Origin of the sequence: Burkholderia sp. THE68 (genome assembly GCF_009938265.1) — a bacterium.
GTDB lineage: Bacteria > Pseudomonadota > Gammaproteobacteria > Burkholderiales > Burkholderiaceae > Caballeronia.
On sequence record NZ_AP022315.1, the window covers coordinates 2,386,489 to 2,410,177 of the forward strand.

Genomic DNA, 23,689 nt, shown 5'->3' on the forward strand with positions numbered 1-23,689 from the left:
GGGACTCGTTCATATAACGGACGCGGCATGAAAAGGCCGCGCCGCATAGTCAGCATCAAGGAGACAGCAATGACCACCCCGCTGCCGCTCGAGCCGATCGAAAAAGCGAGCCGCGACGAACTCGCGGCGTTGCAGCTCGAGCGCCTCAAATGGACGCTCAGGCACGCCTACGAGAACTCGCCGGTGTACAGGCGCAAGTTCGACGAAGCCGGTGTCCATCCGGACGACGTCACATCGCTTTCGGATCTCGCGCGCTTCCCCTTCACGACCAAGAAGGATCTGCGCGACAACTACCCGTTCGGCATGTTCGCCGTGCCGCAGGAGCGTGTCTCGCGCATCCACGCATCGTCAGGGACGACGGGAAAGCCCACGGTCGTCGGCTACACCACTCAGGATCTCGACAATTGGGCGAACCTCGTCGCGCGCTCGATCCGCGCGGCGGGCGCGCGGCGCGGCGACAAGGTCCACGTGAGCTACGGCTATGGACTGTTCACTGGCGGACTCGGCGCGCACTACGGCGCGGAGCGCGCTGGGCTCACCGTCATTCCCTTCGGCGGCGGCCAGACCGAGAAGCAGGTACAGCTGATTCAGGACTTCCGGCCCGACATCATCATGGTCACGCCGAGCTACATGCTCTCGATCGCCGACGAACTGGAGCGCCAGGGAATCGAGCCGGCGAGCTGCTCGCTGCGGATCGGCATCTTCGGTGCGGAGCCGTGGACGAACGACATGCGCCGCGCCATCGAGACGCGCATGGGAATCGACGCCGTCGACATCTATGGGCTCTCGGAAGTCATGGGGCCGGGGGTAGCGTCGGAATGCGCGGAAACCAAGGACGGTCCGACCATCTGGGAAGACCATTTCTATCCCGAGATCATCGATCCGGAAACCGGCGAAGTGTTGCCCGATGGCGAATTCGGCGAACTCGTGTTCACCTCGCTCACGAAGGAAGCCCTGCCGATCATTCGATATCGCACGCGCGATCTGACGCGCCTTCTGCCCGGCACGGCCCGCACGATGCGTCGCATGGAGAAGATCACGGGCCGCTCCGACGACATGATGATCGTGCGCGGTGTCAACGTCTTCCCGACGCAGATCGAAGAGTTGCTGCTCAAGCGTCCCGTGCTCGCGCCGCATTATCAGATCGTGCTCACCAAAGAGGGCCCGCTCGACGTGCTGACGTTGAACGTCGAACCGTGCCCGGAATCGGCGCCGGACGCCACTGCGCTCGACAGCGCAAAGGCCGCGCTCATTTACGACATCAAGGCGCTGATCGGCGTAAGTGCCGTGGTGAACGTGCTTGGGGTGAACGGTATCGAACGTTCGGTCGGCAAGGCGCGGCGGGTGATCGACCGGCGCAACATGACCTCATGAAGTGAAAAAGCTCGCGAGCCGTGACGGCCGCGAGCTTTTTCCATTGCCGCGAGAGAACGCTGAAAGATCAGGAATTCGGCAGCAGCAACCACATTCTGCCGCCCTGCTTCATGCGCCCTGCGAGATCGCCGGCGTCGTCGCCGAGGCCCCAGAAGTAGTCCGCGCGCACGCCGCCCTTGATCGCCGAGCCCGTGTCCTGCGCGAACACCAGGCGGTTCATCGGCTGGTTGCTGAGCGGACGGGTCGTCTGGAGGAACACGGGCGTGCCGAGCGGAATGGCGGAAGGATCGACCGCGATCGAACGTTCGGGCGTCAGCGGCACGCCGAGCGCGCCGACCGGGCCATCGCCGAGGCTCGTGGGCATCGTTTCGTTCGCCGGCATTTCCCGGAAGAACACGAAGCGCGGATTCACGTCGAGCAGCGCGTCGACGCGCGCGGGGTTCGACTTCGCCCAGGCCTTGATGCCTTGCATCGTCGCTTGCGCGGGCGTGAGTTCGCCGCGATCGAGCAGTTCCTTGCCGATCGACCGATACGGCTGATTGTTCGTGCCACCGAAGCCCACGCGCATCACGCTGCCGTCTTCCATGGTGACGCGTCCCGAGCCCTGCACTTGCAGGAAAAACGCTTCGATCGGATCGTCGACCCACACGAGTTCGTTGCCGGTCAGCACGCCCGAACGTTCGAGTTGCGCGCGTACAGGCAGCGCCGAGCCAGGCTTGTACCGATACGGCCAGCGATACAGCGCGTACTGATACACCCCGTGCCGCGTGCGCGAGCCGCGCAGCAGCGGCTCGTAGTAGCCGGTCACGAGACCGTCGAGCGTGCCGTCGGTGTTGGCGAGCTGGAAAGGCGTGAAATAGGTTTCGAAGAAGCTGCGCGCCGCCGACATGTCGAGGTCGTCGAGCCGCTGCGCCGCCGTGCACGCCTTCTGCCAGTTGGCCTGACGCGCGAGCCGGCTGCAGTTCTGACGCAACGCCGCCGTCGCGCCGATGAGCGAGTCGTCCTGCCACCCCGGCACCTGCTGCCAGCTCACCGCCGTCAGGCGCGACGCGGCGCGCTGTCCGGTCGTGATCGGCGTGCCGGGAGTCGCCGTGGCCGGGCCCGGTTTCACGTAATTACCGCCTCCGCACGAGGCGAGCAGGACAGCGGTTGCAATCGATGCGGCCCAGGCCGCCAGTCGCGCGGTCGGCCGCGCGAAACGCATACAATGCTCGTTCTTGATGGGAACCGCCATGTCTGATCTGTTCGACGAATATCCAATGCTTATTTTTGCGCTCGAGTCGCTCGTGGCGCTCGCCTTGCTGATCTTCATCGTCGTATGGACGGCATCGGGCAAGAAGAAAAACCAGAACCGCTCGAACGATCCGGCGAAACGGCGCTGAGCGTCCCTTTCCGCCGGCTCCCGCTCAGTGGAGCGTGCGCGGCATATGCAACGCGAACTCCGCTACCGGCGCCTCGAAACGCTCGCCGTCTTCGGCCACGCAGAAATACTCGCCGCGCATCGTGCCGACGGGCGTCGCGATCACCGCCCAGCTCGTGTATTCGAACTGTTCACCCGGGGGCAAAAGCGGTTGATGCCCAACGACCCCGAGTCCCTTCACTTCCTGCACGTGGTCGTTGCTGTCAGTGATGATCCAGTGCCGCGAAATCAACTGCGCCGCGACCTCACCGGTGTTACGGATCGTCAGTGTGTAGGCGAATGCGTACTGCCGGCTGTCGGGATCGGACTGTTCCGGCAGGTACCGCGTCTCCACGGAGACGCTGAATTCGTACTGGCTCATCGTAGTTCCAATTCCAGTTCAAATGGCCGCTGCCCCGCCGCGCAGAGAGCCGTGCGGGCGCGCCGCCATTGGTGAGGCATTCTCCTTGATGCTGGCCGCGCCCGCAACACGATTGGAGCCCTGTGCACATCCGCCCGACGCACTGGCCGTTCGGCCGAGGGCACTCCAGGGAAAAACGCGGGTTAAAATCACGCCTTTAGGTCGCTACCCGGTCACCGTCCATGGCGCAATTCCACATCGCTCCCAGCATCCTCTCCGCTGACTTTTCCCGCCTCGGCGAGGAAGTCCGCAATGTCGTCGCCGCCGGCGCCGACTGGATCCACTTCGACGTCATGGACAACCATTACGTGCCGAATCTGACGATCGGTCCGTTGGTGTGCGAAGCCATCCGCCCGCACGTGGACGTGCCCATCGACGTGCATCTGATGGTGCGCCCGGTCGACCGCATCGTGCCCGATTTCGCGAAAGCCGGCGCCAATGTGATCAGTTTTCATCCGGAAGGTTCGGATCACATCGACCGCACGCTCTCGCTGATCCGCGATCACGGCTGCAAGGCGGGCCTGGTGTTCAATCCCGCGACGCCGCTGAATTATCTCGATCACGTGATGGACAAGCTCGATCTCGTGCTGATCATGTCGGTGAATCCGGGCTTCGGCGGGCAGTCGTTCATTCCCGAGGCGCTCAACAAACTGCGCGAGGCGCGCGCGCGAATCAATGCGTATCGCGATCGCACGGGGCGCGAGATCCATCTGGAAGTCGACGGCGGCGTGAAGATCGACAACATCGCTGAAATCGCGGCGGCCGGCGCGGACTCGTTCGTCGCGGGCTCGGCCATTTTCGGCAAGCCGGACTACAAACAGGTCATCGACGCGATGCGCGCGGAACTGGCCAAGGCCGAAGCAGGAGCGAAAGCATGAGCGAGATCGCCCCGGCGCAGACGCCGTTTGTGAACCGGCCGATCCGCGCGGCCATCATCGACCTCGACGGCACGATGGTCGATACCGCGGACGATTTCGTCGCCGCGCTGAACGCGATGCTCGCGCGCATCGGCATCGAGACGCCCGTCACGCGCGATGAAGTCACGGACTACGTCGGCAAGGGTTCGGAAAACCTGATTCGCAGCGTGCTGGCGGTGCGGCTATCGCCGTCGCAGGCGGCCGCGCAATTCGACGACGCGCTCGCGATCTATCAAACCGAATACGCGAAGGTCAACGGCAAGCATTCGACGCTCTTCCCCGAAGTGAAGGAAGGCCTCGAAGCGATGCGCGAAAGCGGCGTCGCGCTCGCGTGCGTGACAAACAAGCCGCATCGGTTCGCGGTGGAGTTGCTCGCGCACTTCGGCATCGCGGATTTCTTCAAGGTGATTCTCGGCGGCGACTCCCTTCCGGCGAAGAAGCCCGATCCGTTGCCGATGCTCACGGCCTGTGAACGACTGGACGTCTTGCCGCGCGAAACCGTGGCGGTCGGAGATTCGGAGAACGACGCGCTCGCGGGCCGCGCCGCGGGCCTCGCGACCCTGACCGTGCCCTACGGTTACAACCACGGGAAACCTGTACAGTCCGTGAAATCCGATGGTATAGTTTCCTCGCTGCGCACCGCAGCACTGGCGATCGCCGCCACTTTGGCGCCGCCGGATACCACCCTGACTGAATAAGTCCATCCATGTTTCTCAACAGAAAACGGAGTCTGAGCAGCATCGACCGGGGAGCCTGGCCCTGGCGTCGCTGGTCGCGCTAACCTCGCCCGAGGTACGCTGAAGCCATGTCGCGTCGTGCTTCATCCGCTTCAGCATCCGTTTTTTGTTTCGCTGCGCGTCCCTGCGCCGTTTCCGTCGAATCGTCATACATCGAGCCTCGCTCAGGCACGCGTCGTGTAGTGCTGCGCGAGTCGTCCCCTCCGCTTCAGCCATTCGAAGCGGCCGGACCGTCGTGTGCGATCATCACGGGATTCGACCGACCGCAGCGCCCTGCACTCCCCGATGCCGCGCCACCGTCGAAAAGCGCGCGTCGCTCAAGGATCGCAACATGACCGAACTCGAATTCCAATCGCTGGCGAACGAAGGCTACAACCGCATTCCGCTCATCGCCGAAGCGCTCGCCGACCTCGAAACGCCGCTCTCGCTGTATCTCAAGCTCGCGCAGTCCGAGCGCAACGGCGCGAACTCGTTCCTGCTGGAATCCGTCGTGGGCGGCGAGCGCTTCGGGCGCTACTCGTTCATCGGCTTGCCGGCCCGCACGACCGTGAGCGTCCAGAACGGCAAGACGCAAGTCATCACCGACGGCAACGTCGTCGAAACGGATGAAGGCGATCCGCTCACGTTCATCGAGCAATATCAGAAACGTTTCAAGGTCGCGACGCGTCCGGGCCTGCCGCGTTTCTGCGGCGGTCTCGCGGGCTACTTCGGCTATGACGCGGTGCGCTACATCGAGAAGAAGCTCGCGCACACCGCGCCGCCCGATGATCTCAACCTGCCGGACATCCAACTGCTGATGACGGAAGAGGTCGCTGTCATCGACAACCTCGCGGGCAAGCTTTATCTGATCGTCTACGCCGACCCGACCCGGCCCGAGGCGTATGCGAAAGCGAAGCATCGGCTGCGCGAGTTGCGCGCGCGCCTGCGCGTGACGGTGCAGCCGCCGGTGACATCCGCGAGCGTGCGTACCGAAACGTTCCGCGAGTTCAAGAAAGACGACTATCTGAACGCCGTGCGCCGTGCGAAGGAATACATCGCTGCGGGCGAACTGATGCAGGTGCAGGTCGGCCAGCGCCTCATCAAGCCGTTCCGCGACAACCCGCTTTCGCTGTATCGCGCGCTGCGTTCGCTGAATCCGTCGCCGTACATGTACTACTACAACTTCGGCGGCGAAATGCATGTAGTCGGCGCGTCGCCAGAAATTCTCGTGCGTCAGGAAAAGCGCGCGGAAGACCGCATCGTGACGATTCGTCCGCTCGCCGGTACGCGGCCGCGCGGCAACACGCCGGAGCGCGACGCCGAACTCGCCACCGAACTGCTGAACGATCCGAAGGAAGTCGCCGAGCACGTGATGCTGATCGACCTCGCGCGCAATGACGTCGGCCGCATCGCGCAGACGGGCTCGGTTTCCGTGACGGACAAGATGATCATCGAAAAGTATTCGCACGTGCAGCACATCGTGAGTTCGGTCGAAGGCAAGCTGAAACCCGGCATGAGCAACTTCGACGTGCTGCGCGCAACCTTCCCCGCCGGCACGCTGTCCGGCGCGCCGAAGGTCCGCGCGATGGAACTCATCGACGAACTCGAACCGGTCAAGCGCGGACTGTACGGCGGCGCAGTCGGTTATCTCTCCTTCAGCGGCGAAATGGATCTCGCCATCGCGATTCGCACCGGCCTCATCCACAAAGGCAATCTCTACGTTCAGGCGGCCGCGGGCGTCGTCGCCGATTCGGTGCCGGAATCCGAATGGCAGGAAACGGAGAATAAGGCGCGCGCCGTGCTGCGCGCCGCCGAGCAAGTGCAAGACGGCCTCGACAGCGACTTCTGAGGAGACAAGACCATGCTGCTGATGATCGACAACTACGATTCCTTCACCTACAACCTGGTCCAGTATTTCGGCGAACTCGGCGAGGACGTGCACACGTATCGCAACGACGAAATCACCCTCGATGAAATCGCGAAGCTGAACCCCGAGCGCATCTGCCTCTCGCCTGGACCGAGCAATCCGCAGCACGCGGGCATCACGCTCGACGTGCTGCGCGAATTCTCCGGCAAGCTGCCGATTCTCGGCGTGTGCCTCGGCCATCAGGCGATCGGCGAGGCGTTCGGCGGACGCGTCGTGCGCGCGCAGACGATCATGCACGGCAAGGTGAGCCAGATCGAAACCGACTGTAGAGGGGTGTTCTCCGATCTCCCCAAACACTTCAATGTGACGCGCTATCACTCGCTCGCCATCGAGCGCGAGTCTTTGCCTGACTGTCTCGAAGTGTCCGCATGGACGCCGGACGGTGAAATCATGGGCGTGCGCCACCGGGAACTCGAAGTGGAAGGCGTGCAGTTCCATCCGGAATCGATTCTTTCCGAGCACGGCCACGCGCTGCTCGAAAACTTCGTGAAAAACTCCTCGACCGGCAAGCGGGCCTGAAAAAATGACCATCACCGCACAGGAAGCGCTGCAACGCACGATCGAGCATCGCGAGATTTTCCACGACGAAATGCTGCATCTGATGCGCCAGATCATGCGCGGCGAGATGTCGCCCGTCATGGCCGCCGCGATCATCACCGGCTTGCGCGTGAAGAAGGAAACCATCGGCGAGATCGCCGCGGCCGCAACCGTGATGCGCGAGTTCGCCAATCACGTCGAAGTCGAGGACAACTCGAATTTCGTCGATATCGTCGGCACGGGCGGCGACGGCTCGCATACCTTCAACATCTCCACCGCGTCGATGTTCGTCGCGGCGGCGGCGGGCGCGAAGGTCGCGAAGCACGGCAATCGCGGCGTATCGAGCAAATCGGGCAGCGCGGACGTGCTCGAAGCGCTCGGCGTGAACATCGATCTGACGCCGGAACAAGTGGCCGCGTCGATTGCCGAAACCGGCATGGGCTTCATGTTCGCGCCGAATCATCATCCGGCGATGAAAAACATCGCGCCGGTGCGCCGCGAACTCGGCGTGCGTACCATCTTCAATATTCTCGGGCCGTTGACCAATCCGGCCGGCGCGCCGAACCAGCTTCAGGGCGTATTTCACGAAGACCTCGTCGGCATTCAGGTGCGCGTGATGCAGCGGCTCGGTGCAAAACACGTGCTGGTGGTGTACGGCAAGGACGGCATGGACGAAGTGTCGCTCGGCGCCGCGACGAAAGTCGGCGAGCTGAAGCATGGCGAAGTGACCGAGTACGAAATCCATCCGGAGGACTTCGGCCTGCAGATGGTGTCGAACCGCACGCTGAAAGTGCAGGACGCGCAGGAATCGAAGGCGATGCTGCTCGGCGCGCTGAACAACAAGGCGGGCGTCGCGCGCGAGATCGTCACATTGAACGCCGGCACGGCGCTTTATGCTGCGGATGTCGCCGAGTCGATCGAAGCTGGCATGGCAGCCGCGCGCGAAGCAATCGAAAGCGGCGCGGCGCGCGAGAAGATCGAAACGCTCGTGACATTCACGCAGCAGTTTGCGAAGAAATAACGGAAGCCAATATGAGTGACATTCTGGATCGCATCATCGCGGTCAAGCGCGAGGAAATCCGCGCCGCCGAACTGAGCGCGCCGCTCGAAGAGCTGAAGCTCGAAGCCAGCGCGCGCGACCTGCGCGATTTCACCGGCGCGTTGCGTGCCAAGCACGCGGCAAATCAGGCTGCGGTGATCGCCGAGGTGAAGAAGGCGAGCCCGTCGAAAGGCGTATTGCGCGAACACTTCGTGCCCGCCGACATCGCGCGCTCGTACGAAAAAGGCGGCGCCGCGTGCCTTTCCGTGCTCACCGACGTGCAGTTCTTCAAGGGCAGCGTCGCCTATCTGGAGGAAGCGCGCGCCGCGTGCAGCCTGCCGGTGCTGCGCAAGGACTTCATCATCGATCCGTATCAGATCATGGAAGCGCGCGCGATGGGCGCGGACTGCATTCTGCTGATCGCCGCCGCGCTCGAGCTTTCGCACATGCAGGACCTCGAAGCGTACGCGCATTCGCTCGGGCTCGCGGTGCTCGTCGAAGTGCACGATGCCGACGAACTGCGCGACGCGCTCACGCTGAAGACGCCGCTCATCGGCATCAACAATCGCAATCTGCGCACGTTTGAAACCACGATCGACACGACCATCGGCATGCTGGAACAGGTGCCGGATGACCGGATCGTCGTGACGGAATCGGGCATCCTGTCGCGTCTGGATGTCGACCGGCTGCGCGCGATGCGCGTGCATACCTTCCTCGTCGGCGAAGCGTTCATGCGCGCCGACGATCCCGGCGCGGAACTCGCGCGCATGTTCTTCTGAACGCCATGGGAATCGAACGGGAACTCAAGCTCGCGCTCGCGCCGTCGCAACACGACGACGTCGCGCGCTTCTTCGACGAGCGCACCGGCGCGGGCAAGCCGATCGAGCTTGCCAACGTCTATTTCGATACGCCGGACTGCGCGCTCGCGAAGGCAAAGTCCGCGCTGCGCCTGCGCCGCACGCCCGAGCAGTGGCTGCAGACTTTCAAGACGCTCGGAAAATCGGTGGCTGGTCTGAGCAATCGGCAAGAATGGGAATTGCCGGTCGAAGGTGAAGCGCTCGAATTTGAAGCGCTGCTCGACGCATGCGACGACGCCGCCGCGCACGAAGCGCTGGAACGCGCCGCGCCGGATGTCATCGCGCTCTTCAAGACCGACTTCAGGCGCCTCGTGTGGGACATCGAGCGCGAGGGATCGCAGATCGAAGTGGCGCTGGATCTCGGCGAAATCACCGCCGATGTCGATGGCGAAACGCGTCGCGCGGAAATCAGCGAACTCGAACTCGAACTGAAATCGGGCGAAGAAAGCGCGCTCTCGATGCTCGCGGCGGAATTGCGCGGCGCGTTTCCCGAGCTCGTACCTGAAGATCTCAGCAAGGCTCAGCGCGGTTATCTTCTGCGCGAACAGCCCGAAAAGAACCGCAACGCGTGAGCATGAATCAGCAGCCTTCCCTCTTCGCGGAGAACGAACCCGCGTCCGCGTCGGATGTCACGACGCTCGAAAGCCAGTTCGACGCGCTGCCCGCCGACTGGCGCCGCCATCTGAAGCCGTTCATCGACGGCAAGCACTATGCGGCGCTATGCGCGTTCGTAGATGCCGAGCGCGCCGCCGGAAAGACGGTCTATCCCGCCGATGTCTTTCGCGCGCTGCGTCTCACGAGTCCCGGCGACGTGAAAGTCGTGATTCTCGGGCAAGACCCGTATCACGGCGAAGACAAGGGCGCGCCGCAAGCGCATGGCCTCGCGTTCTCGGTGCCCGCGCCGGTGCGGCCGCCGCCGTCGTTGCGCAACATCTTCAAGGAAATCCACGCGAGCCTCGGTTTTCCGGCGCCCGCGCACGGATGCCTCGATTCGTGGGCAAAACAAGGCGTGTTGCTGCTCAATACGTCGCTGACCGTCGAGCGCGACAAGGCCGGCAGCCACGCGAAACGCGGCTGGGAGCAATGCACCGACACGCTGATCCACGAAATGGCGCAGCGTCACGACAGCCTCGTGTTCATGCTGTGGGGCGCGCATGCGCAGGCGAAGCGCGGTTTGATCGAAGGCACGGGGAAATCGCATTGCGTGCTGGAAGCAGTGCATCCGTCGCCGTTGTCGGCGTATCGCGGATTTTTCGGCTGCGGACATTTCGCGCTCGCCAACGACTATCTGACGAAACACGGTCGCGAGCCGATCGACTGGCGTTTGCCCGCTGAACCGGAATTGCTCGCCTGAAAACGAAAAACCCCGCATCAGCGGGGTTTTTTATCGAAGCGAAGACGCTTAAACAGCCGCGATGGCCTCACGCGCCGACGCCAGCGCCGCGCCAGCCGCGTCCGGGCCCATGTTCAGGCCTTCGGCGTAGATGAAGTTCACGTCGGTCATGCCGAGGAAGGCAAGGAACGTCTTCAGGTACGGCGTCTGCGAATCATGCGGCGTGCCCGCGTACTTGCCGCCGCGCGCCGAGACCACGTACACCTTCTTGCCCTTCACGAGACCTTCCGGACCGTTCGCGGTGTAGCTGAACGTGATGCCCGCACGCGCGATCCAGTCGAAATACGTCTTCAGTTGCGACGAGATGCCAAAGTTGTACAGCGGCGCCGCGATCACGACGATATCCGCCGCTTGCAGTTCGTTGATCAGCGCTTCGCTCTTCGCGTTGATCGCGACTTGTTCCGCGCTGCGCTGATCGGCGGGCGTGAAGAACGCGCCGAGCGTGGCGTCGTCGAGGTGCGGCAGGCTGTCGCCGAGCAGATTGCGCACGACCACCTTGGCGCCTGCGTTGGCTTGTTGCAGTTTTGCGGTCAGTTCATCGGCGAGCAGCGTCGATTGAGCGCCTTGCGAACGGGCGGCGGAGTTGATTTGCAGAATCGTCGTCATGATGGCTTCCTATCTCTATGAGGTTTCGGGCGCCCTCGGCGTCCGGCTTAGGAAGCATTCTTCGTGTTTCGGCGTCCGGGAAAAAGCCGTGCGGTCATGACGGATCGTTGCACCAGTAGAACAATCCGCCAGACCCCGCCGAATCAGCCTTTCAGCCAGCGCTCGCGCCATTGTTTCGACGGGCCACGTCCGTCGATGGCCGTCAGCACGTAGCGCGCGACTTCCGGTCCGTCGAGCTTCACGTCGGTGCGACGCAATTCCTCGCGGCGGAACGCGTGCACTTCCACCTTCGCGCCCGGCAGATAGCGCGACAGCAGCGCGTCGAGATTCGATCCGGTGACACGCAGTCCGTCGATCGCCACGAGCACGTCGCCCGCCGACAAGCCCGCCTTCTGCGCCGCGCTGCCCTCGTGGACGACGGCGAGCGTGCAATCCGCGCCGCCGCGCACGCGCACGCCGAGCGACGGCTTCACCGACACCCCGTTGCCCGGCAAATCGGGCGCGAGCGCAATGCCGAACGGCTCGAACAGTGCATCGAGAGGCAGATCGCGGGTGCCGCGCACACCGTCGCGGAACAGCGAGCGCAGGTCCGCGCCGGTCGCTTCGGCGAAGAGCGCCTCGACGTCCCCTTCCGGAATGCCGCGCGGCTTGCCGTTGTAGAAGTCGCGGCCGTAGCGCTGCCACAGAAGGCGCATCACGTCGTCGAGCGATTTGCGGTTGCCCGTTTGCGCGCGAATCGACAGATCGAACGCAAGCGCGACGAGCGAGCCCTTCTGGTAATAGCTGACGATCGCGTTCGGCGCGTTTTCGTCGGCGCGGTAGTACTTCACCCACGCATCGAACGAGCTTTGCGCGACGGATTGCTTCAGACGCCCGCTACCACGCAGCACGCCGCCGATCGTCTTGCCGAGCAGGTTGAAGTAGTCGCCCGCCGAAATCAGTCCGCTGCGCACGAGCATCAGGTCGTCGTAATAGGACGTAAAGCCTTCGAAGAGCCACAGCAGCGTCGTGTAATTTTCCTGCGACAGATCGTACGGCGCGAACGCGGCCGGTTTGATGCGCTTCACGTTCCACGTATGGAAGTATTCGTGGCTGCACAGCCCGAGATAGGTGCGATAGCCCTCGGTCACTTCCGGACGGCCCTGGGCCGGCAAATCCGTGCGATTGCAGATCAGCGCCGTCGATGCGCGATGTTCGAGCCCGCCGTAACCATCGCCGACGGCGACGGTCATGAACACGTAGCGGTCCATCGGCGCTTTCTTCGTGCGCGGCTCGAAAAGCGCGATCTGCGCTTCGCACACGCGCTTCAGATCGGCCGCGAGCCGGTTCATGTCGAGATTGACGACGCGTCCCGAGATCACGATGTCGTGCTTCACGCCGTGCGCGTTGAAGCTGCCGAGCGCGAATTCGCCGAGCGCGACCGGATGATCGACGAGTTCGTCGTAATTCGCCGCCTCATACGTGCCGAAGCCGTAGCGCTTCGTGCCGCGCGCTTCCGCGAGCGCCGTCGCGACGCGCCAGTTGCGATACGCGCCGCCCTGCGGCGGCTGGATATCGACGATGCACGGCGCGCCCGACTGCCCTTCCACGGCGAGGAACGTACTCGTGCCGTTGAAAAAGCCGACGGTGTCGTCCAGATGCGCGGCGCGCACCGACATGTCCCACGCGTAGACCTCGTAGCGCAGCGTGATCGGACCGTCGACCGGCGCGGCCTGCCACGCGTGCTTGTCGGTCTTTTCGATGGCGACCCGGCGGCCCGCCGCGTTGAACGCCTGCAGCGTGACGATATTGCGCGCGAACTCGCGGATCATGTAGCTGCCCGGAATCCAGACCGGCAGCATGAAGCGCTGGCCGGTCGGATCGGGTTCGGCGACGGTCAGCGTCACTTCGAAGAGATGCGCCGCGGGATTCTTCGGAACGATGCCATAGCGGATGGGCTGCACCGTTTGCATGAGCGTAGTCATCTCGATGTCCTTGTTCTTGTTCTGGGCGCGTGATTGGGATGAGCGCGCCCGACGCCTTGCTGCCGCCTTTCTTCATTACGCTGCGCTTTCGCAAAAGCAAGGCCGTAAAAACACAGGAGGCGCATCACGCGCCTCCCTTCCTCGTTTAGCCCCGCGCTCAGTGCACGGCCGAGAGTTCCTTTTCGAGCCGGTCGGCGGGCACGGCGCCCGGCAGACGGCGGCCGTCGGTGAGAAACACGGTCGGCGTGCCGGTGACGTTCATCGAGCGGCCGAGCTTCAGGTTCTTGTCGATCGCGGTCGTGTCGCAAGTGCCCGCGGTGGTGGGCGCCTTGTGATCGAGCATCCAGCCTTCCCACGTCGTGCCGCGATCCTTCGAGCACCAGATCGACTTCGACTTGGCGGTCGAATCGGGCGACAGCACCGGATAGAGGAACGTGTAGACCGTCACGTTGTCGATCGACTTCAGCGTCGTTTCGAGCTGCTTGCAGTATGGACAGTTCGGATCGGAGAACACCGCGATCTTGCGGCTGCCGTTGCCCTTCACGACCTTCACCGCGTTCTCGAGCGGCAGCTTTGCGAACTCGATCTTGTTCGTGTCCGCGAGCCGCGCCTCGGTGAGATTCTTGCTGTTGCGCGTATCGACGAGATCGCCGATCAGGACGTAGTTTCCGGTTGCATCGCTATAGACGATCTGCGAGCCGAGATTCACTTCGTAGAGCCCCGGCACGGGCGTCTTCTCGATGCTCTTGATGGTGGCGTCGCCCATGCGCGATTCGAGCGCGGACTTGATCTTGTCGGTGGTCTGATCGGCCTGCGCCGAGCAACCGATGCCGAGCGTCACGGCGAGCGCCGCGGCCGTGGCGAGAGCGAAGCGGAAGGTGGTTTTCATGCGGGTTCCTGTGAGTCGCCTGAGCGTGACGCGAGCGCCGCGCCTGTGGAATATCGATGGAGTATTTCAACCGAGCGCCGCCGACACCAGCCAGCGCTTGACGAGCGGCTGCGCGCCGACGAACGCCATGCCGGTGTTGCGGACCGCGCGCGCGAGCGTGCCCGGCACGGCAAAGAGACGCTGCAGGCCATCGGTTGCGAACATGAGCTTCTGGATGTCTTCGCGGCGCGCGCGTTCATAGCGGCGCAGCAGGATCGGATCGCCGAGATCACGGAACGACTCCTTGTTCGCGATGACATCCGCGAGCGCAGCCACGTCGCGCAGGCCGAGGTTCATGCCCTGCCCGGCGAGCGGATGGATCAGATGCGCGGCGTCGCCGACGAGCGCGACGCGCGGCGCGATCAGCTTGTCGACGGTTTGCAGCCCGAGCGGAAAGCCTTGCGCGGACGTGACGCAATCGAGCGCGCCGAGCGTGTTTTGTGTCGCCTGTTCGACTTGTGCCGAGAGTTGCGCGGGATCGAGCGCGAGCAGTTCGTCGGCGTGCTCCGTGCGCGCGGACCAGACGAGCGATACGTGCTCGCCCGGCAACGGCAGGAGCGCGATGATTTCGGTATCGCGGAACCATTGATACGCGGTCTCGCCGTGCGGCCGCTCGGCCTTGAAATTGGCGACGACGCCGGTTTGCCGGTAATCGCGACGATGCATCTTCGCGCCCATTTGCGCGCGCACCCATGAATGCGCGCCATCGGCGCCGACGATCAGATCCGTTTCGAGCATTTCGCCGCTCGCGAGCGCGATGTGCGCCGCGTCGGCTTCGACCGTCATGCCTTGCGCGCGCGATTCGAACCACGACAGGCTCGGCTGAAAGCGCAGCGCGGTGTCGAGCGATTCTTCGATAAGCGACGATTCCACGATCCACGCAAGCTGCGGCACCGATGCCTGAAAAGCCGAAAAGTGCAGTTCCGCGTGGGCATCGCCGAACACGCGCATGTCGAAGACAGGACCGAGACGCGATCGATCGAGCGCCTGCCAGACGCGCAGGCGTTCCAGCAGCGTCTGCGAGCTCGACGACAGCGCGTAGATGCGCGAATCGAACGCGGCGCCCGGCGGCAGGCCGGTTGCGCGCGCCGCGATGAGCGCGGTGCGCAGCCCGGATTGCGCGAGCGCGAGCGCGGCCGTCTTGCCGACGAGCCCGCCGCCGACCACGACCGCGTGAAATTTGAGGGGATGCGAAGTCATCCGGGCATTATAGCCGTGGGGTACGAACGGGTTTGCCCACGGCGCGAGGCCTGGCGGGCGGAGCTAGGCGGCCCGGCGCGGCGTTACAATAGCGGTTTGCCCGGCCGCCGGATGCGGCCGCAGCGTGGCGGGCGGTTCTCGCCCGCTCATTGCGCACCATTTTTGACGAAACCCGCGCGGCCCGCGCCGTCTCACCAGTTCGAAGGATCCCATGAGCCTCCAATGCGGCATCGTCGGCTTGCCCAACGTCGGCAAGTCCACACTTTTCAATGCTTTGACCAAGGCGGGCATCGCCGCCGAGAACTATCCGTTCTGCACGATCGAGCCGAATGTCGGCGTGGTCGAAGTGCCGGACGCGCGCCTGAACGCACTCGCCGAAATCGTGAAGCCCGAGCGCATCCTGCCGGCGGTGGTCGAGTTCGTCGATATCGCGGGTCTCGTCGCGGGCGCGTCGAAAGGTGAAGGCCTCGGCAACCAGTTCCTCGCGAACATCCGCGAAACGGACGCGATCACGCACGTCGTGCGCTGCTTCGAGGACGAGAACGTGATCCACGTCGCGGGCAAGATCGATCCGATCGCGGATATCGAAGTCATCAACACTGAACTCGCGCTCGCCGATCTGGCGACGGTCGAAAAGGCATTCACGCGTTACTCGAAGGCGGCGAAATCGGGCAACGACAAGGAAGCGGCGAAGCTCGTCGCCGTGCTCGAGAAAGTGCGCGCGCAACTGGATCAGGCGAAGCCGGTGCGCGGTCTGTCGCTGACCGACGAAGAACAGTTGACCATCAAGCCGTTGTGCCTGATCACGTCGAAGCCCACGATGTACGTCGCGAACGTGAAGGACGATGGCTTCGAGAACAACCCGTATCTCGACGCGGTGCGCAAGCACGCGGAAGCGGAGAACGCGCCGGTGGTCGCCGTGTGCGCGGCGATCGAAGCGGAAATCGCCGACCTCGAAGATGCCGACAAGCAAGACTTCCTGGCTGATATGGGCATGGACGAGCCGGGTTTGAACCGCGTGATTCGCGCGGGTTTCAAGCTGCTCGGTTTGCACACGTACTTCACGGCGGGCGTGAAGGAAGTGCGCGCGTGGACGATTCATATCGGCGATACGGCGCCGCAGGCCGCGGGCGCGATTCATACGGATTTCGAACGTGGCTTCATTCGCGCGCAGACGATTTCGTTCGATGACTACATCGCTTATAAGGGCGAGCAAGGCGCGAAGGAAGCCGGGAAGATGCGGGCGGAAGGGAAGGAGTATGTGGTGCATGACGGGGATGTGATGAACTTTTTGTTCAACGTGTAAGCGTCAAGAACTGTCGACACTGCCTGCCTCGCAAAGCGGAGTACCCGATAAAAGGGACTCCGCTTTTTTCTTTTCCGGACGAGGCAGCGCGGTCGCGAGCTGGCAGTGACGGAAACCCACCGCGAAGTACAATGCCACATAACCCCGCCTGCGCCGCCTGACGCGGCCCCGGGAACGCGCGCCAGACCGCGCGTGCGACATCATCGGACGCACGGCGTTCGCACCCTTCATCACACCATCACAGAACACTCGACATGGCCCAATACGTCTTCACCATGAACCGCGTCGGCAAGATCGTCCCGCCGAAGCGTCAGATCCTGAAAGACATCTCCCTCTCGTTCTTCCCCGGCGCGAAGATCGGCCTGCTCGGTCTGAACGGTTCCGGCAAGTCGACGCTCATCAGGATCATGGCCGGCGTCGACAAGGACATCGAAGGCGACGCCACGCCGATGCCGAACCTGAACATCGGTTATCTGCCGCAGGAGCCGCAACTGGATCCGCAGCAGACCGTGCGTGAGGCCGTCGAGGAAGGTCTCGGCGATGTCTTCCAGGCGCAAAAGAAACTCGACGAAATCTACGCCGCCTACGCCGAACCCGACGCCGACTTCGACAAGCTCGCCGCCGAACAGGCGAAGTACGAAGCCATCCTCTCCACGAGCGATGGCGGCAGCCCCGAGCAGCAACTCGAAGTCGCCGCCGACGCGCTGCGCCTGCCCGCGTGGGACGCGAAAATCGAACATCTGTCGGGTGGCGAAAAACGCCGTGTCGCGCTGTGCAAGCTGCTGCTGCAAAAGCCCGACATGCTGCTGCTCGACGAGCCGACCAACCACCTCGACGCCGAATCCGTCGAATGGCTCGAACAGTTCCTGACGCGCTATCCGGGCACCGTCGTCGCCGTGACGCACGATCGCTACTTCCTCGATAACGCCGCCGAATGGATTCTCGAACTCGACCGCGGCCACGGCATTCCGTGGAAGGGCAATTATTCGAGCTGGCTCGACCAGAAGGAAGACCGCCTGAAGCAGGAAGAATCGAGCGAATCCGCGCGCCAGAAAGCGATCAAGAAAGAACTCGAATGGGTGCGCCAGAACCCGAAGGGCCGTCAGGCTAAATCGAAGGCGCGTATCGCGCGCTTCGAGGAGCTCAACAGCCAGGAATATCAGAAGCGCAATGAAACGCAGGAAATCTTCATTCCGGTCGGCGATCGGCTGGGCAATGAAGTCATCGAGTTCAAGAACGTCAGCAAAGCCTATGGCGATCGACTGCTCATCGACAATCTCAGCATGAAGATTCCGGCAGGCGCGATCGTCGGCATCATCGGGCCGAACGGCGCCGGCAAGTCGACACTCTTCCGCATGCTGACCGGCAAGGAACAGCCGGATTCGGGCGAAATCGTCAAGGGACCGACCGTCAAGCTCGCCTATGTCGATCAGAGCCGCGACGCGCTTGCCGCCGACAAGACCGTGTTCGAGGAAATCTCCGGCGGCGCCGATGTGCTCACGGTCGGCAAGTACGAAACGCCGTCGCGCGCGTATATCGGCCGCTTCAACTTCAAGGGCAGCGATCAGCAAAAACTCGTCGGCAATCTGTCGGGCGGTGAGCGCGGGCGTCTGCATCTGGCGAAGACGCTCATCGCGGGCGGCAACATGCTGCTGCTCGACGAACCGTCGAACGATCTCGACGTCGAAACGCTGCGCGCGCTCGAAGACGCGCTGCTCGAATTCGCCGGCTCCGTGATGGTGATTTCGCACGATCGCTGGTTCCTAGACCGCATCGCGACGCATATCCTCGCGTTCGAAGGCGATTCACACGTCGAGTTCTTCGACGGCAACTATCAGGAGTACGAGGCCGATAAGCGCAAGCGTCTCGGCGAAGAGGCCGCGAAGCCGAAGCGCCTGCGCTACAAGCCGATCACGCGCTGAACACGGCAAAACGTCTGATGATAAACAGCGCGCGTCTATGCGGGCACGCGCACCGACTTCAGGCATAAAAGTGGCGACTGTGTAGGACGCAGTCGCCACTTTCTTTTTCGAGCGGCGCTTTTCAATGGCCGACACCGGAGACACACGCAGATGGCGGGATCGAGCGCGAGGCGGGGGGCGCTTTGGGCAATCGGCATCGTCGTGGCGCTCGTCGTCGTGGCTGTCGGTGGCTGGCTGTTTGTCGTGCATCAGATGAAAGAGCGCATCGTCGAGACGCTCGGCCCGAACGGTTCGGTCGAAGAAATCGATGTCGGCTTCGGTCACGTGACGCTCTCGCGCGTGCGCCTGCGCGGTCCGAAAGACTGGCCCGCAAGCGACGCCATGCGCGCCGAGCGCATCGTGCTCGATGTCGACATGCGCTCGCTCATCTCCCGACCGATTCATCTGCGCAGCGTGAGCGTCGATAACTACTATCTGTCGATCGTGCGCTCCGCCGATGGCCGCGTGCGAATTTTGCCCGGACTCAAGGAAACCGCGCGCGAAGCCGACGCGACGCCCGACAGCAAGGCGCGCCAGGAGCACGCGCAGGAAGAAAAGCTGATCGATCGCGTGTCGTTCGAACGCGGTTCGATGGAGTTCTTCGACGGTTCCGTGCAGGAGCCGCCGTATCGCGTGCTGATCGGCGATGCGCGCGCGACCGTCGATCACATTCATCTGCCCGCGCTCACCGACCGCACCGACCTCTCGATGACCGGTTCGATCAAGGGTCCGTCGCACACCGGCAACGTGACGTGGGGCGGCTGGATGATCATCGCGAACAAGGATTCGCAGACGCGCGTGACGCTGCACAACGTCGACGTCGCGACGCTCGATCCGTATCTGCTCAAGAAAGCGGGCGCGAAGGCGGCGGTGACGGGCGGCACCATCGACCTGACGATCGACGCAACGGTGAAGGATTCCCGCATCCACGCGCCCGGCACGCTCACGTTGAATCATCTTCAGATCAGCGATACCGGCAACGCGCTCGACACCTTTCTCTCGATTCCGACGAAGGCCGCGATCGCCGCGCTGAAGGACCGCAAGCAGCAGATCAAGCTCGATTTCGTGCTCGAAGGCGATTTGCGCGATCCGAAGTTTTCGCTGAGCGAAAGTCTGTCGAAGAAACTCGCGGCGGGCTTCGCGAAGGCGCTCGGCGTGAGCGCTGAAGGCGTCGCGCGAGGCGCGGGTGATACGGTGCGGGGAATCGGCAACGCACTGAAGAATCTGCTGGGGCAGTAGCGCGTTGCCTTCGTGCGTTCAGATCGGCAGGTCGAGCGCGCGCAGCTTCGTTTCGGTGTCCGCGGCGCCGGTGTAGTGAACGCCGTGCCAGCCGAGCGCGTTCGCAGCTTGCGCGTTCTTCAGATTGTCGTCGATGAATACGAGCTCGTTCGGCTGAATGCCCGGCAACTGCTTTTCGATTTCCGCGCGCATCAGAGCGAAAATCCGCGCATCGGGCTTCACCAGTCCGACACGCCCCGAGACAACGACCTCCCGGAACTTGCGCAGCACGTCAAAACGCTCCCACGCGTACGGAAAAGTCTCCGCCGACCAGTTCGTCAGGCCGAAGAGCGGCACGCCGGCAGCCTCAAGCCGGTCGACCAGCGCGACGCCCTCTTCCAGCACGCCCGACACCATCTCCGGCCAGCGCGCATAGAACGCGCGGATCAACGCTTCGTGACCGGGATGGAGCGCGACCAGTTCGGCGGTGCCTTCCTCGATCGTCTGCCCGCCGTCCTGCTGCACGACCCACTCCATCTTGCAGACGTTGTCGAGAAACCAGAGCCGTTCGGTCTCGTCCGGAATCAGTTGTTTGTAGAGATACTCGCGATTCCAGTCGATCAGCACGCCGCCGAAATCGAACACGACTGCCTTGATGGTCATCTTGCCGCGCTCCGTCGAGTCAAATCGCCTTCGTCCGTTCTTCGAGCCACGCCAGCGCCTTCCCCGACACATGCGGCGACACGCGCGAGCGCACCGTCTCGTGATAGGCGTTGAGCCACGCGCGCTCGTCGTCGCGCAACAGCGACAAGTCGATGCAGCGCGTATCGATCGGGCACAGCGTCAGCGTTTCGAATTCGAGGAAATCACCGAACTCGGTCTTTTCCGCGGCCTGGTTCATCACGAGATTCTCGATGCGGATGCCCCACTTGCCCGGCCGATAAATGCCCGGCTCGATCGATGTGATCATGCCCTCTTCCATCGCCGTCCACGGTTCGGCGGGCGCGTAGTGCGAGATCACCTGCGGGCCTTCGTGCACGTTCAGGAAATAGCCGACGCCGTGCCCCGTGCCATGCCCGTAGTCCGCGCCCGCTTCCCAGATCGGCGCGCGTGCGATCGAATCGAGCATCGGCGAGCGGATGCCGCGCGGGAAGCGCGCGCGCGAAAGCGCCATCGTGCCCTTCAGCACGACGGTGAAATCGCGCTTGTGTTCGGCGTTGATCTCGCCGATCGGAACGACACGCGTGATGTCCGTCGTGCCGCTCAGATACTGTCCGCCTGAGTCGATCAGCAGCAGGCCGTTGCCTTCGATCACTGCATGCGACGCCTCGGTCGCGCGGTAATGCGGCATCGCGCCGTTGGCGTTGAAGCCCGCGATCGTGCCGAAGCTCAAGGTGACGAAACCCGGCCGGCGTGCGCGCGCGGCGGTCAGTTTCTCGTCGATGGTCAGTTCCGTGATGCGTTCGCGGCCGAGCGCGTCTTCGAACCACGCAAAGAATTCGGCGAGCGCGGCGCCGTCCTGCTCCATCGTCGCGCGGATATGCTCCGCTTCCGCCGCAGTCTTGCGCGACTTGGCAAAGGTCGACGGATTCACCGCCTCGACAATCGTGACCGCCGCGGGCACTTTCTCCAGCAGGCCGTGCGTGATGCGGCGCGGATCGATCAGCAGCGTCGAGCCCGCCGCCAATGACGCGAGCGCGTCGGGCGCAGCGGCGTATGGCGCGACGCGCACGTTGTCGCGCGCGAGCGACTCGACGAGCGCAGCCGGAACCTTGCCGTCGGCGACGAAGATCGTTGCGTCATCGAGCCCGATGAGGGCGTGCGCCACGAAGACCGGGTTGTAGCTCACGTCGCCGCCGCGCAGGTTGAAGATCCACGCGAGATCGTCGAGCGTGGAAACGAAGTGCCACTGCGCGCCTTTCGCGCGCATCGTCTCGCGCACTTGCGCAAGCTTGTCCGCCCGCGCGACGCTCGCATGCGGCGCGGCGTGTTCGTAGACGGGCGACTCCGGCAAGCCGGGACGCGCGGGCCACACTGAATCCAGCAAATCGAGATCCGTGCGCAGCACGATGCCGCGCGCCGTGAGCGCATCGGACAATGCACGCGCCGCCGCGACGCCGAGCACCGCGCCGTCGGCCGCGACGGTCGCGCCCGACGGCACGTTTTGCGCGAGCCAGTCGATGTGCGGCGCGGTCTGCTGGCCACTCATCATCTTCATGAGCGCGATGCCGGTGCCCGCGAGTTGCGCTTCGGCCTGCGTCCAGTAACGGCTGTCGACCCAGACGCCCGCGAAATCCGCCGTCACCACGAGCGTGCCCACCGAACCGGTGAAGCCCGAAAGCCATTGACGCCCTTGCCAGCGTTCCGGCAGGTATTCGGAAAGATGCGGGTCCGCGGACGGAATGAGCACGGCGGCGAGCTTTTCGAGTGCCATCTGGCCGCGCAACGACTCGATGCGCCGCGCGAACATGGCGGGCTCTGGAATGGCGGAATCTGCAATGCGATCGTTCATGAAGTCACCTGCTTGAAAGCCCGCGTGGGGCGCGAAGAGCAAGACGCGCGGTCAGGATCACCCACCGCGTTGTCGGAAAAGAGTTCAGCGGCGCGCCGCCAGCCCGACCGTCGTCGTCACGACAACGAGCGCGAAGACCGCGCACGCCAGCCATTCGAGCGTATCGCCGTCGTGATAAACATCGACGATATTGCCGAGCATGCGCGCGACGACCGTCGCCAGTATGCCGGCGCCGATGGCCGTCCAGATGCGCCCCGCCGGCGCGCGCGCGACGCGTCCCGCACGCCGCAACGGATGCAGCCACCAGCCCGCGGCGCCGATGACCGCGCCGAGAAAAATCAGTCCGATCCAGCCCATCAGCGCGAGCGCTCCGTCGACATCAAATGATAGCGGCTGAGTTTAGGGGGACGGGTTGTCGATGGCAAGAATATCGGCCCGGCGACATCCGCCATGGATCTCACTCCGAGGCGTCGAATTCGTTGTCACATATCGTGGCGCGAGTCAGGAGCGACGCGAAAACCTGCTCGGCACGCTCCGCTATCTCGATCGGACATATTCGGATTTCACCGTCTGGCTGATCGAGGCGGATGCGAGCCCGACCTTCTCCTGGCAACAACTGTCCGATCCGAAGATCCGTCATGTCTTCGTGCATGACACGGGGCGGTTTTCGCGCGCCCGCCTCGCCAATCTGGGCGCACGCATGTGCACGAGCCGAGTCATCTGTTTTCAAGATATCGACATGATCGCCAATCCGAGATACATGAAAGCGGCGATCGACTCATTGATGGACACGAATAACAGCGACGCGGTGTGCCCGTTCATTCGGGTGGTGAATACCGCGGGCGAACTTCGCCGCTCGTTTATCGAGTCCGGCAACTATGACGAACTTGCGCCCTTTGCATCGTGCGACGAAGCCGATCTGCCACCCGATATGAACCTGCTCTATGCGAACACATCCGGAGCGCTGAACGTCTTCCTTCGCTCGGAATTCATTCGCATCGGCGGGTTCGATCCCGTCTTCGAAGGTTGGGGCGGCGAGGACGATGACCTGCTGCTGCGCGCCACCCGCCTGGGTGTCCGATGGCATATGCTTTCGGGCACGGATGCACTGCTGTTCCACATGCATCACGACACCGCCCTCCGCGCAGATTGGTACAACCGGCCTGAGGTGGAGGCGAATCGCAAGAAAGGATTCGAGTGCGGCGAAATACCACTCCCTCAGGTAGAGAGTCGGGCAGCGGCGCTGGCGAAGTACTTCAAATGACCGTGGAGCCCGTTGCGGCGGGCCTTCGACGCCCGTTCGGCGTGCTCGGAAAGCTGCTCGCGCCCCAAATGCCGCCTATAAATGAAGAAATACGCAAAAGGCTATAATATTGGGCTATCTGAAAGGCCATCGGCTTAGGCCCAAAGCATC

At 63.5% G+C, this 23,689-nt stretch carries 23 protein-coding genes; 14 read left to right on the plus strand and 9 right to left on the minus strand.

Annotation, left to right across the window (positions count from 1 at the left end):
* Window positions 1–69 precede the first annotated feature (69 nt).
* On the plus strand, window positions 70–1,374 hold the full coding sequence (paaK, locus tag BTHE68_RS11240; RefSeq protein ID WP_162066381.1) for a phenylacetate--CoA ligase PaaK: 1,305 nt from the start codon (window positions 70–72) through the stop codon (window positions 1,372–1,374).
* A 67-nt stretch (window positions 1,375–1,441) separates the two neighbouring features.
* Here paaK and mltA read toward each other — a convergent pair whose 3' ends face one another.
* On the minus strand, window positions 1,442–2,608 hold the full coding sequence (gene mltA, locus BTHE68_RS11245; RefSeq protein ID WP_162066382.1) for an MltA domain-containing protein: 1,167 nt from the start codon (window positions 2,606–2,608) through the stop codon (window positions 1,442–1,444).
* Here mltA and BTHE68_RS37340 point away from each other — a divergent pair.
* Window positions 2,607–2,756 (plus strand): hypothetical protein, encoded by a 150-nt coding sequence (locus tag BTHE68_RS37340; protein WP_033536109.1) that lies wholly within the window; start codon window positions 2,607–2,609, stop codon window positions 2,754–2,756. The two genes, mltA and BTHE68_RS37340, sit on opposite strands and share 2 nt — an antisense overlap.
* A gap of 24 nt (window positions 2,757–2,780) precedes the next feature.
* Here the strand turns inward: BTHE68_RS37340 and apaG are convergent, their stop codons facing one another.
* Window positions 2,781–3,155, minus strand: coding sequence for a Co2+/Mg2+ efflux facilitator ApaG/CorD (gene apaG / locus BTHE68_RS11250; RefSeq protein WP_162066383.1), 375 nt, complete (start codon window positions 3,153–3,155; stop codon window positions 2,781–2,783).
* A 221-nt stretch (window positions 3,156–3,376) separates the two neighbouring features.
* Between apaG and rpe the strand changes: the two genes are divergently transcribed.
* The 8 genes from rpe (at window position 3,377) to BTHE68_RS11290 (ending at window position 10,541) form a co-directional block, all read left to right on the plus strand.
* Window positions 3,377–4,072, plus strand: a complete 696-nt coding sequence (gene rpe / locus BTHE68_RS11255) for a ribulose-phosphate 3-epimerase (protein ID WP_162066384.1) — start codon at window positions 3,377–3,379, stop codon at window positions 4,070–4,072.
* Entirely contained in the window at window positions 4,069–4,809 is a 741-nt protein-coding gene (locus BTHE68_RS11260) for a phosphoglycolate phosphatase (protein WP_162066385.1), read from the plus strand. The genes rpe and BTHE68_RS11260 overlap by 4 nt, the downstream gene beginning before the upstream one ends.
* A 370-nt stretch (window positions 4,810–5,179) precedes the next feature.
* Complete coding sequence (gene trpE, locus BTHE68_RS11265; protein ID WP_162066386.1) at window positions 5,180–6,676, plus strand: anthranilate synthase component I; 1,497 nt, start codon at window positions 5,180–5,182, stop codon at window positions 6,674–6,676.
* Window positions 6,677–6,688: 12 nt separating this feature from the next.
* Entirely contained in the window at window positions 6,689–7,273 is a 585-nt protein-coding gene (locus BTHE68_RS11270) for an aminodeoxychorismate/anthranilate synthase component II (protein WP_162066387.1), read from the plus strand.
* A gap of 4 nt (window positions 7,274–7,277) precedes the next feature.
* Window positions 7,278–8,312: an anthranilate phosphoribosyltransferase gene (gene trpD / locus BTHE68_RS11275; RefSeq protein ID WP_162066388.1), complete on the plus strand. Its 1,035-nt coding sequence runs from the start codon at window positions 7,278–7,280 to the stop codon at window positions 8,310–8,312.
* An 11-nt stretch (window positions 8,313–8,323) separates the two neighbouring features.
* The gene (trpC, locus tag BTHE68_RS11280; protein ID WP_162066389.1) at window positions 8,324–9,109 is read left to right on the plus strand and encodes an indole-3-glycerol phosphate synthase TrpC; all 786 of its coding nucleotides are present in this window, start codon (window positions 8,324–8,326) and stop codon (window positions 9,107–9,109) included.
* Between the two features lie 5 nt (window positions 9,110–9,114).
* The gene (locus BTHE68_RS11285) at window positions 9,115–9,759 is read left to right on the plus strand and encodes a CYTH domain-containing protein (protein WP_162066390.1); all 645 of its coding nucleotides are present in this window, start codon (window positions 9,115–9,117) and stop codon (window positions 9,757–9,759) included.
* Window positions 9,760–9,761: 2 nt separating this feature from the next.
* The gene (locus tag BTHE68_RS11290; RefSeq protein ID WP_162066391.1) at window positions 9,762–10,541 is read left to right on the plus strand and encodes a uracil-DNA glycosylase; all 780 of its coding nucleotides are present in this window, start codon (window positions 9,762–9,764) and stop codon (window positions 10,539–10,541) included.
* A gap of 48 nt (window positions 10,542–10,589) precedes the next feature.
* On the opposite strand, the gene BTHE68_RS11295 is transcribed toward BTHE68_RS11290, so the two are convergent.
* The 4 genes from BTHE68_RS11295 to BTHE68_RS11310 form a co-directional block, all read right to left on the minus strand.
* Window positions 10,590–11,186, minus strand: coding sequence for an FMN-dependent NADH-azoreductase (locus tag BTHE68_RS11295; protein ID WP_162066392.1), 597 nt, complete (start codon window positions 11,184–11,186; stop codon window positions 10,590–10,592).
* Between the two features lie 143 nt (window positions 11,187–11,329).
* Window positions 11,330–13,129, minus strand: a complete 1,800-nt coding sequence (locus BTHE68_RS11300; RefSeq protein WP_162066869.1) for a M61 family metallopeptidase — start codon at window positions 13,127–13,129, stop codon at window positions 11,330–11,332.
* Window positions 13,130–13,307: 178 nt separating this feature from the next.
* Window positions 13,308–14,039 carry a DsbC family protein gene (locus tag BTHE68_RS11305; protein WP_162066393.1) on the minus strand — a complete coding sequence of 244 codons (732 nt, stop codon included), beginning with the start codon at window positions 14,037–14,039 and terminating at the stop codon, window positions 13,308–13,310.
* 66 nt (window positions 14,040–14,105) lie between these two features.
* Window positions 14,106–15,278: a UbiH/UbiF family hydroxylase gene (locus BTHE68_RS11310; protein WP_162066394.1), complete on the minus strand. Its 1,173-nt coding sequence runs from the start codon at window positions 15,276–15,278 to the stop codon at window positions 14,106–14,108.
* A 211-nt stretch (window positions 15,279–15,489) separates the two neighbouring features.
* Between BTHE68_RS11310 and ychF the strand changes: the two genes are divergently transcribed.
* The 3 genes from ychF (at window position 15,490) to BTHE68_RS11325 (ending at window position 19,784) form a co-directional block, all read left to right on the plus strand.
* On the plus strand, window positions 15,490–16,584 hold the full coding sequence (gene ychF / locus BTHE68_RS11315; protein ID WP_162066395.1) for a redox-regulated ATPase YchF: 1,095 nt from the start codon (window positions 15,490–15,492) through the stop codon (window positions 16,582–16,584).
* A 254-nt stretch (window positions 16,585–16,838) separates the two neighbouring features.
* Window positions 16,839–18,506: an energy-dependent translational throttle protein EttA gene (gene ettA, locus BTHE68_RS11320; protein ID WP_162066396.1), complete on the plus strand. Its 1,668-nt coding sequence runs from the start codon at window positions 16,839–16,841 to the stop codon at window positions 18,504–18,506.
* 150 nt (window positions 18,507–18,656) lie between these two features.
* A complete protein-coding gene (locus tag BTHE68_RS11325; RefSeq protein ID WP_162066397.1) occupies window positions 18,657–19,784 on the plus strand; it encodes a DUF748 domain-containing protein in 1,128 nt (375 codons plus the stop codon).
* A gap of 18 nt (window positions 19,785–19,802) precedes the next feature.
* Here the strand turns inward: BTHE68_RS11325 and BTHE68_RS11330 are convergent, their stop codons facing one another.
* The 3 genes from BTHE68_RS11330 to BTHE68_RS11340 all read right to left on the minus strand — a co-directional run bounded on the left by BTHE68_RS11330 (window position 19,803) and on the right by BTHE68_RS11340 (window position 22,632).
* Window positions 19,803–20,426, minus strand: a complete 624-nt coding sequence (locus BTHE68_RS11330) for an HAD family hydrolase (protein WP_162066398.1) — start codon at window positions 20,424–20,426, stop codon at window positions 19,803–19,805.
* A 19-nt stretch (window positions 20,427–20,445) separates the two neighbouring features.
* Entirely contained in the window at window positions 20,446–22,233 is a 1,788-nt protein-coding gene (locus BTHE68_RS11335) for an aminopeptidase P family protein (RefSeq protein ID WP_232077937.1), read from the minus strand.
* Between the two features lie 126 nt (window positions 22,234–22,359).
* Window positions 22,360–22,632, minus strand: coding sequence for a hypothetical protein (locus BTHE68_RS11340; RefSeq protein ID WP_162066400.1), 273 nt, complete (start codon window positions 22,630–22,632; stop codon window positions 22,360–22,362).
* A gap of 61 nt (window positions 22,633–22,693) precedes the next feature.
* Between BTHE68_RS11340 and BTHE68_RS11345 the strand changes: the two genes are divergently transcribed.
* Entirely contained in the window at window positions 22,694–23,539 is an 846-nt protein-coding gene (locus tag BTHE68_RS11345) for a galactosyltransferase-related protein (protein WP_162066401.1), read from the plus strand.
* The last annotated feature ends 150 nt before the right edge of the window (window positions 23,540–23,689 follow it).

Bases quoted from the DNA above. Each gene is read 5' to 3' on its own strand.
- paaK (WP_162066381.1), top strand. From the start codon at position 70: ATGACCACCCCGCTGCCGCTCGAGCCGATCGAAAAAGCGAGCCGCGAC.
- BTHE68_RS37340 (WP_033536109.1), top strand. From the start codon at position 2,607: ATGTCTGATCTGTTCGACGAATATCCAATGCTTATTTTTGCGCTCGAG.
- mltA (WP_162066382.1), bottom strand. From the start codon at position 2,608: ATGGCGGTTCCCATCAAGAACGAGCATTGTATGCGTTTCGCGCGGCCG.
- apaG (WP_162066383.1), bottom strand. From the start codon at position 3,155: ATGAGCCAGTACGAATTCAGCGTCTCCGTGGAGACGCGGTACCTGCCG.
- rpe (WP_162066384.1), top strand. From the start codon at position 3,377: ATGGCGCAATTCCACATCGCTCCCAGCATCCTCTCCGCTGACTTTTCC.
- BTHE68_RS11260 (WP_162066385.1), top strand. From the start codon at position 4,069: ATGAGCGAGATCGCCCCGGCGCAGACGCCGTTTGTGAACCGGCCGATC.
- trpE (WP_162066386.1), top strand. From the start codon at position 5,180: ATGACCGAACTCGAATTCCAATCGCTGGCGAACGAAGGCTACAACCGC.
- BTHE68_RS11270 (WP_162066387.1), top strand. From the start codon at position 6,689: ATGCTGCTGATGATCGACAACTACGATTCCTTCACCTACAACCTGGTC.
- trpD (WP_162066388.1), top strand. From the start codon at position 7,278: ATGACCATCACCGCACAGGAAGCGCTGCAACGCACGATCGAGCATCGC.
- trpC (WP_162066389.1), top strand. From the start codon at position 8,324: ATGAGTGACATTCTGGATCGCATCATCGCGGTCAAGCGCGAGGAAATC.
- BTHE68_RS11285 (WP_162066390.1), top strand. From the start codon at position 9,115: ATGGGAATCGAACGGGAACTCAAGCTCGCGCTCGCGCCGTCGCAACAC.
- BTHE68_RS11290 (WP_162066391.1), top strand. From the start codon at position 9,762: ATGAATCAGCAGCCTTCCCTCTTCGCGGAGAACGAACCCGCGTCCGCG.
- BTHE68_RS11295 (WP_162066392.1), bottom strand. From the start codon at position 11,186: ATGACGACGATTCTGCAAATCAACTCCGCCGCCCGTTCGCAAGGCGCT.
- BTHE68_RS11305 (WP_162066393.1), bottom strand. From the start codon at position 14,039: ATGAAAACCACCTTCCGCTTCGCTCTCGCCACGGCCGCGGCGCTCGCC.
- BTHE68_RS11310 (WP_162066394.1), bottom strand. From the start codon at position 15,278: ATGACTTCGCATCCCCTCAAATTTCACGCGGTCGTGGTCGGCGGCGGG.
- ychF (WP_162066395.1), top strand. From the start codon at position 15,490: ATGAGCCTCCAATGCGGCATCGTCGGCTTGCCCAACGTCGGCAAGTCC.
- ettA (WP_162066396.1), top strand. From the start codon at position 16,839: ATGGCCCAATACGTCTTCACCATGAACCGCGTCGGCAAGATCGTCCCG.
- BTHE68_RS11325 (WP_162066397.1), top strand. From the start codon at position 18,657: ATGGCGGGATCGAGCGCGAGGCGGGGGGCGCTTTGGGCAATCGGCATC.
- BTHE68_RS11330 (WP_162066398.1), bottom strand. From the start codon at position 20,426: ATGACCATCAAGGCAGTCGTGTTCGATTTCGGCGGCGTGCTGATCGAC.
- BTHE68_RS11335 (WP_232077937.1), bottom strand. From the start codon at position 22,233: ATGTTCGCGCGGCGCATCGAGTCGTTGCGCGGCCAGATGGCACTCGAA.
- BTHE68_RS11340 (WP_162066400.1), bottom strand. From the start codon at position 22,632: ATGGGCTGGATCGGACTGATTTTTCTCGGCGCGGTCATCGGCGCCGCG.
- BTHE68_RS11345 (WP_162066401.1), top strand. From the start codon at position 22,694: ATGGCAAGAATATCGGCCCGGCGACATCCGCCATGGATCTCACTCCGA.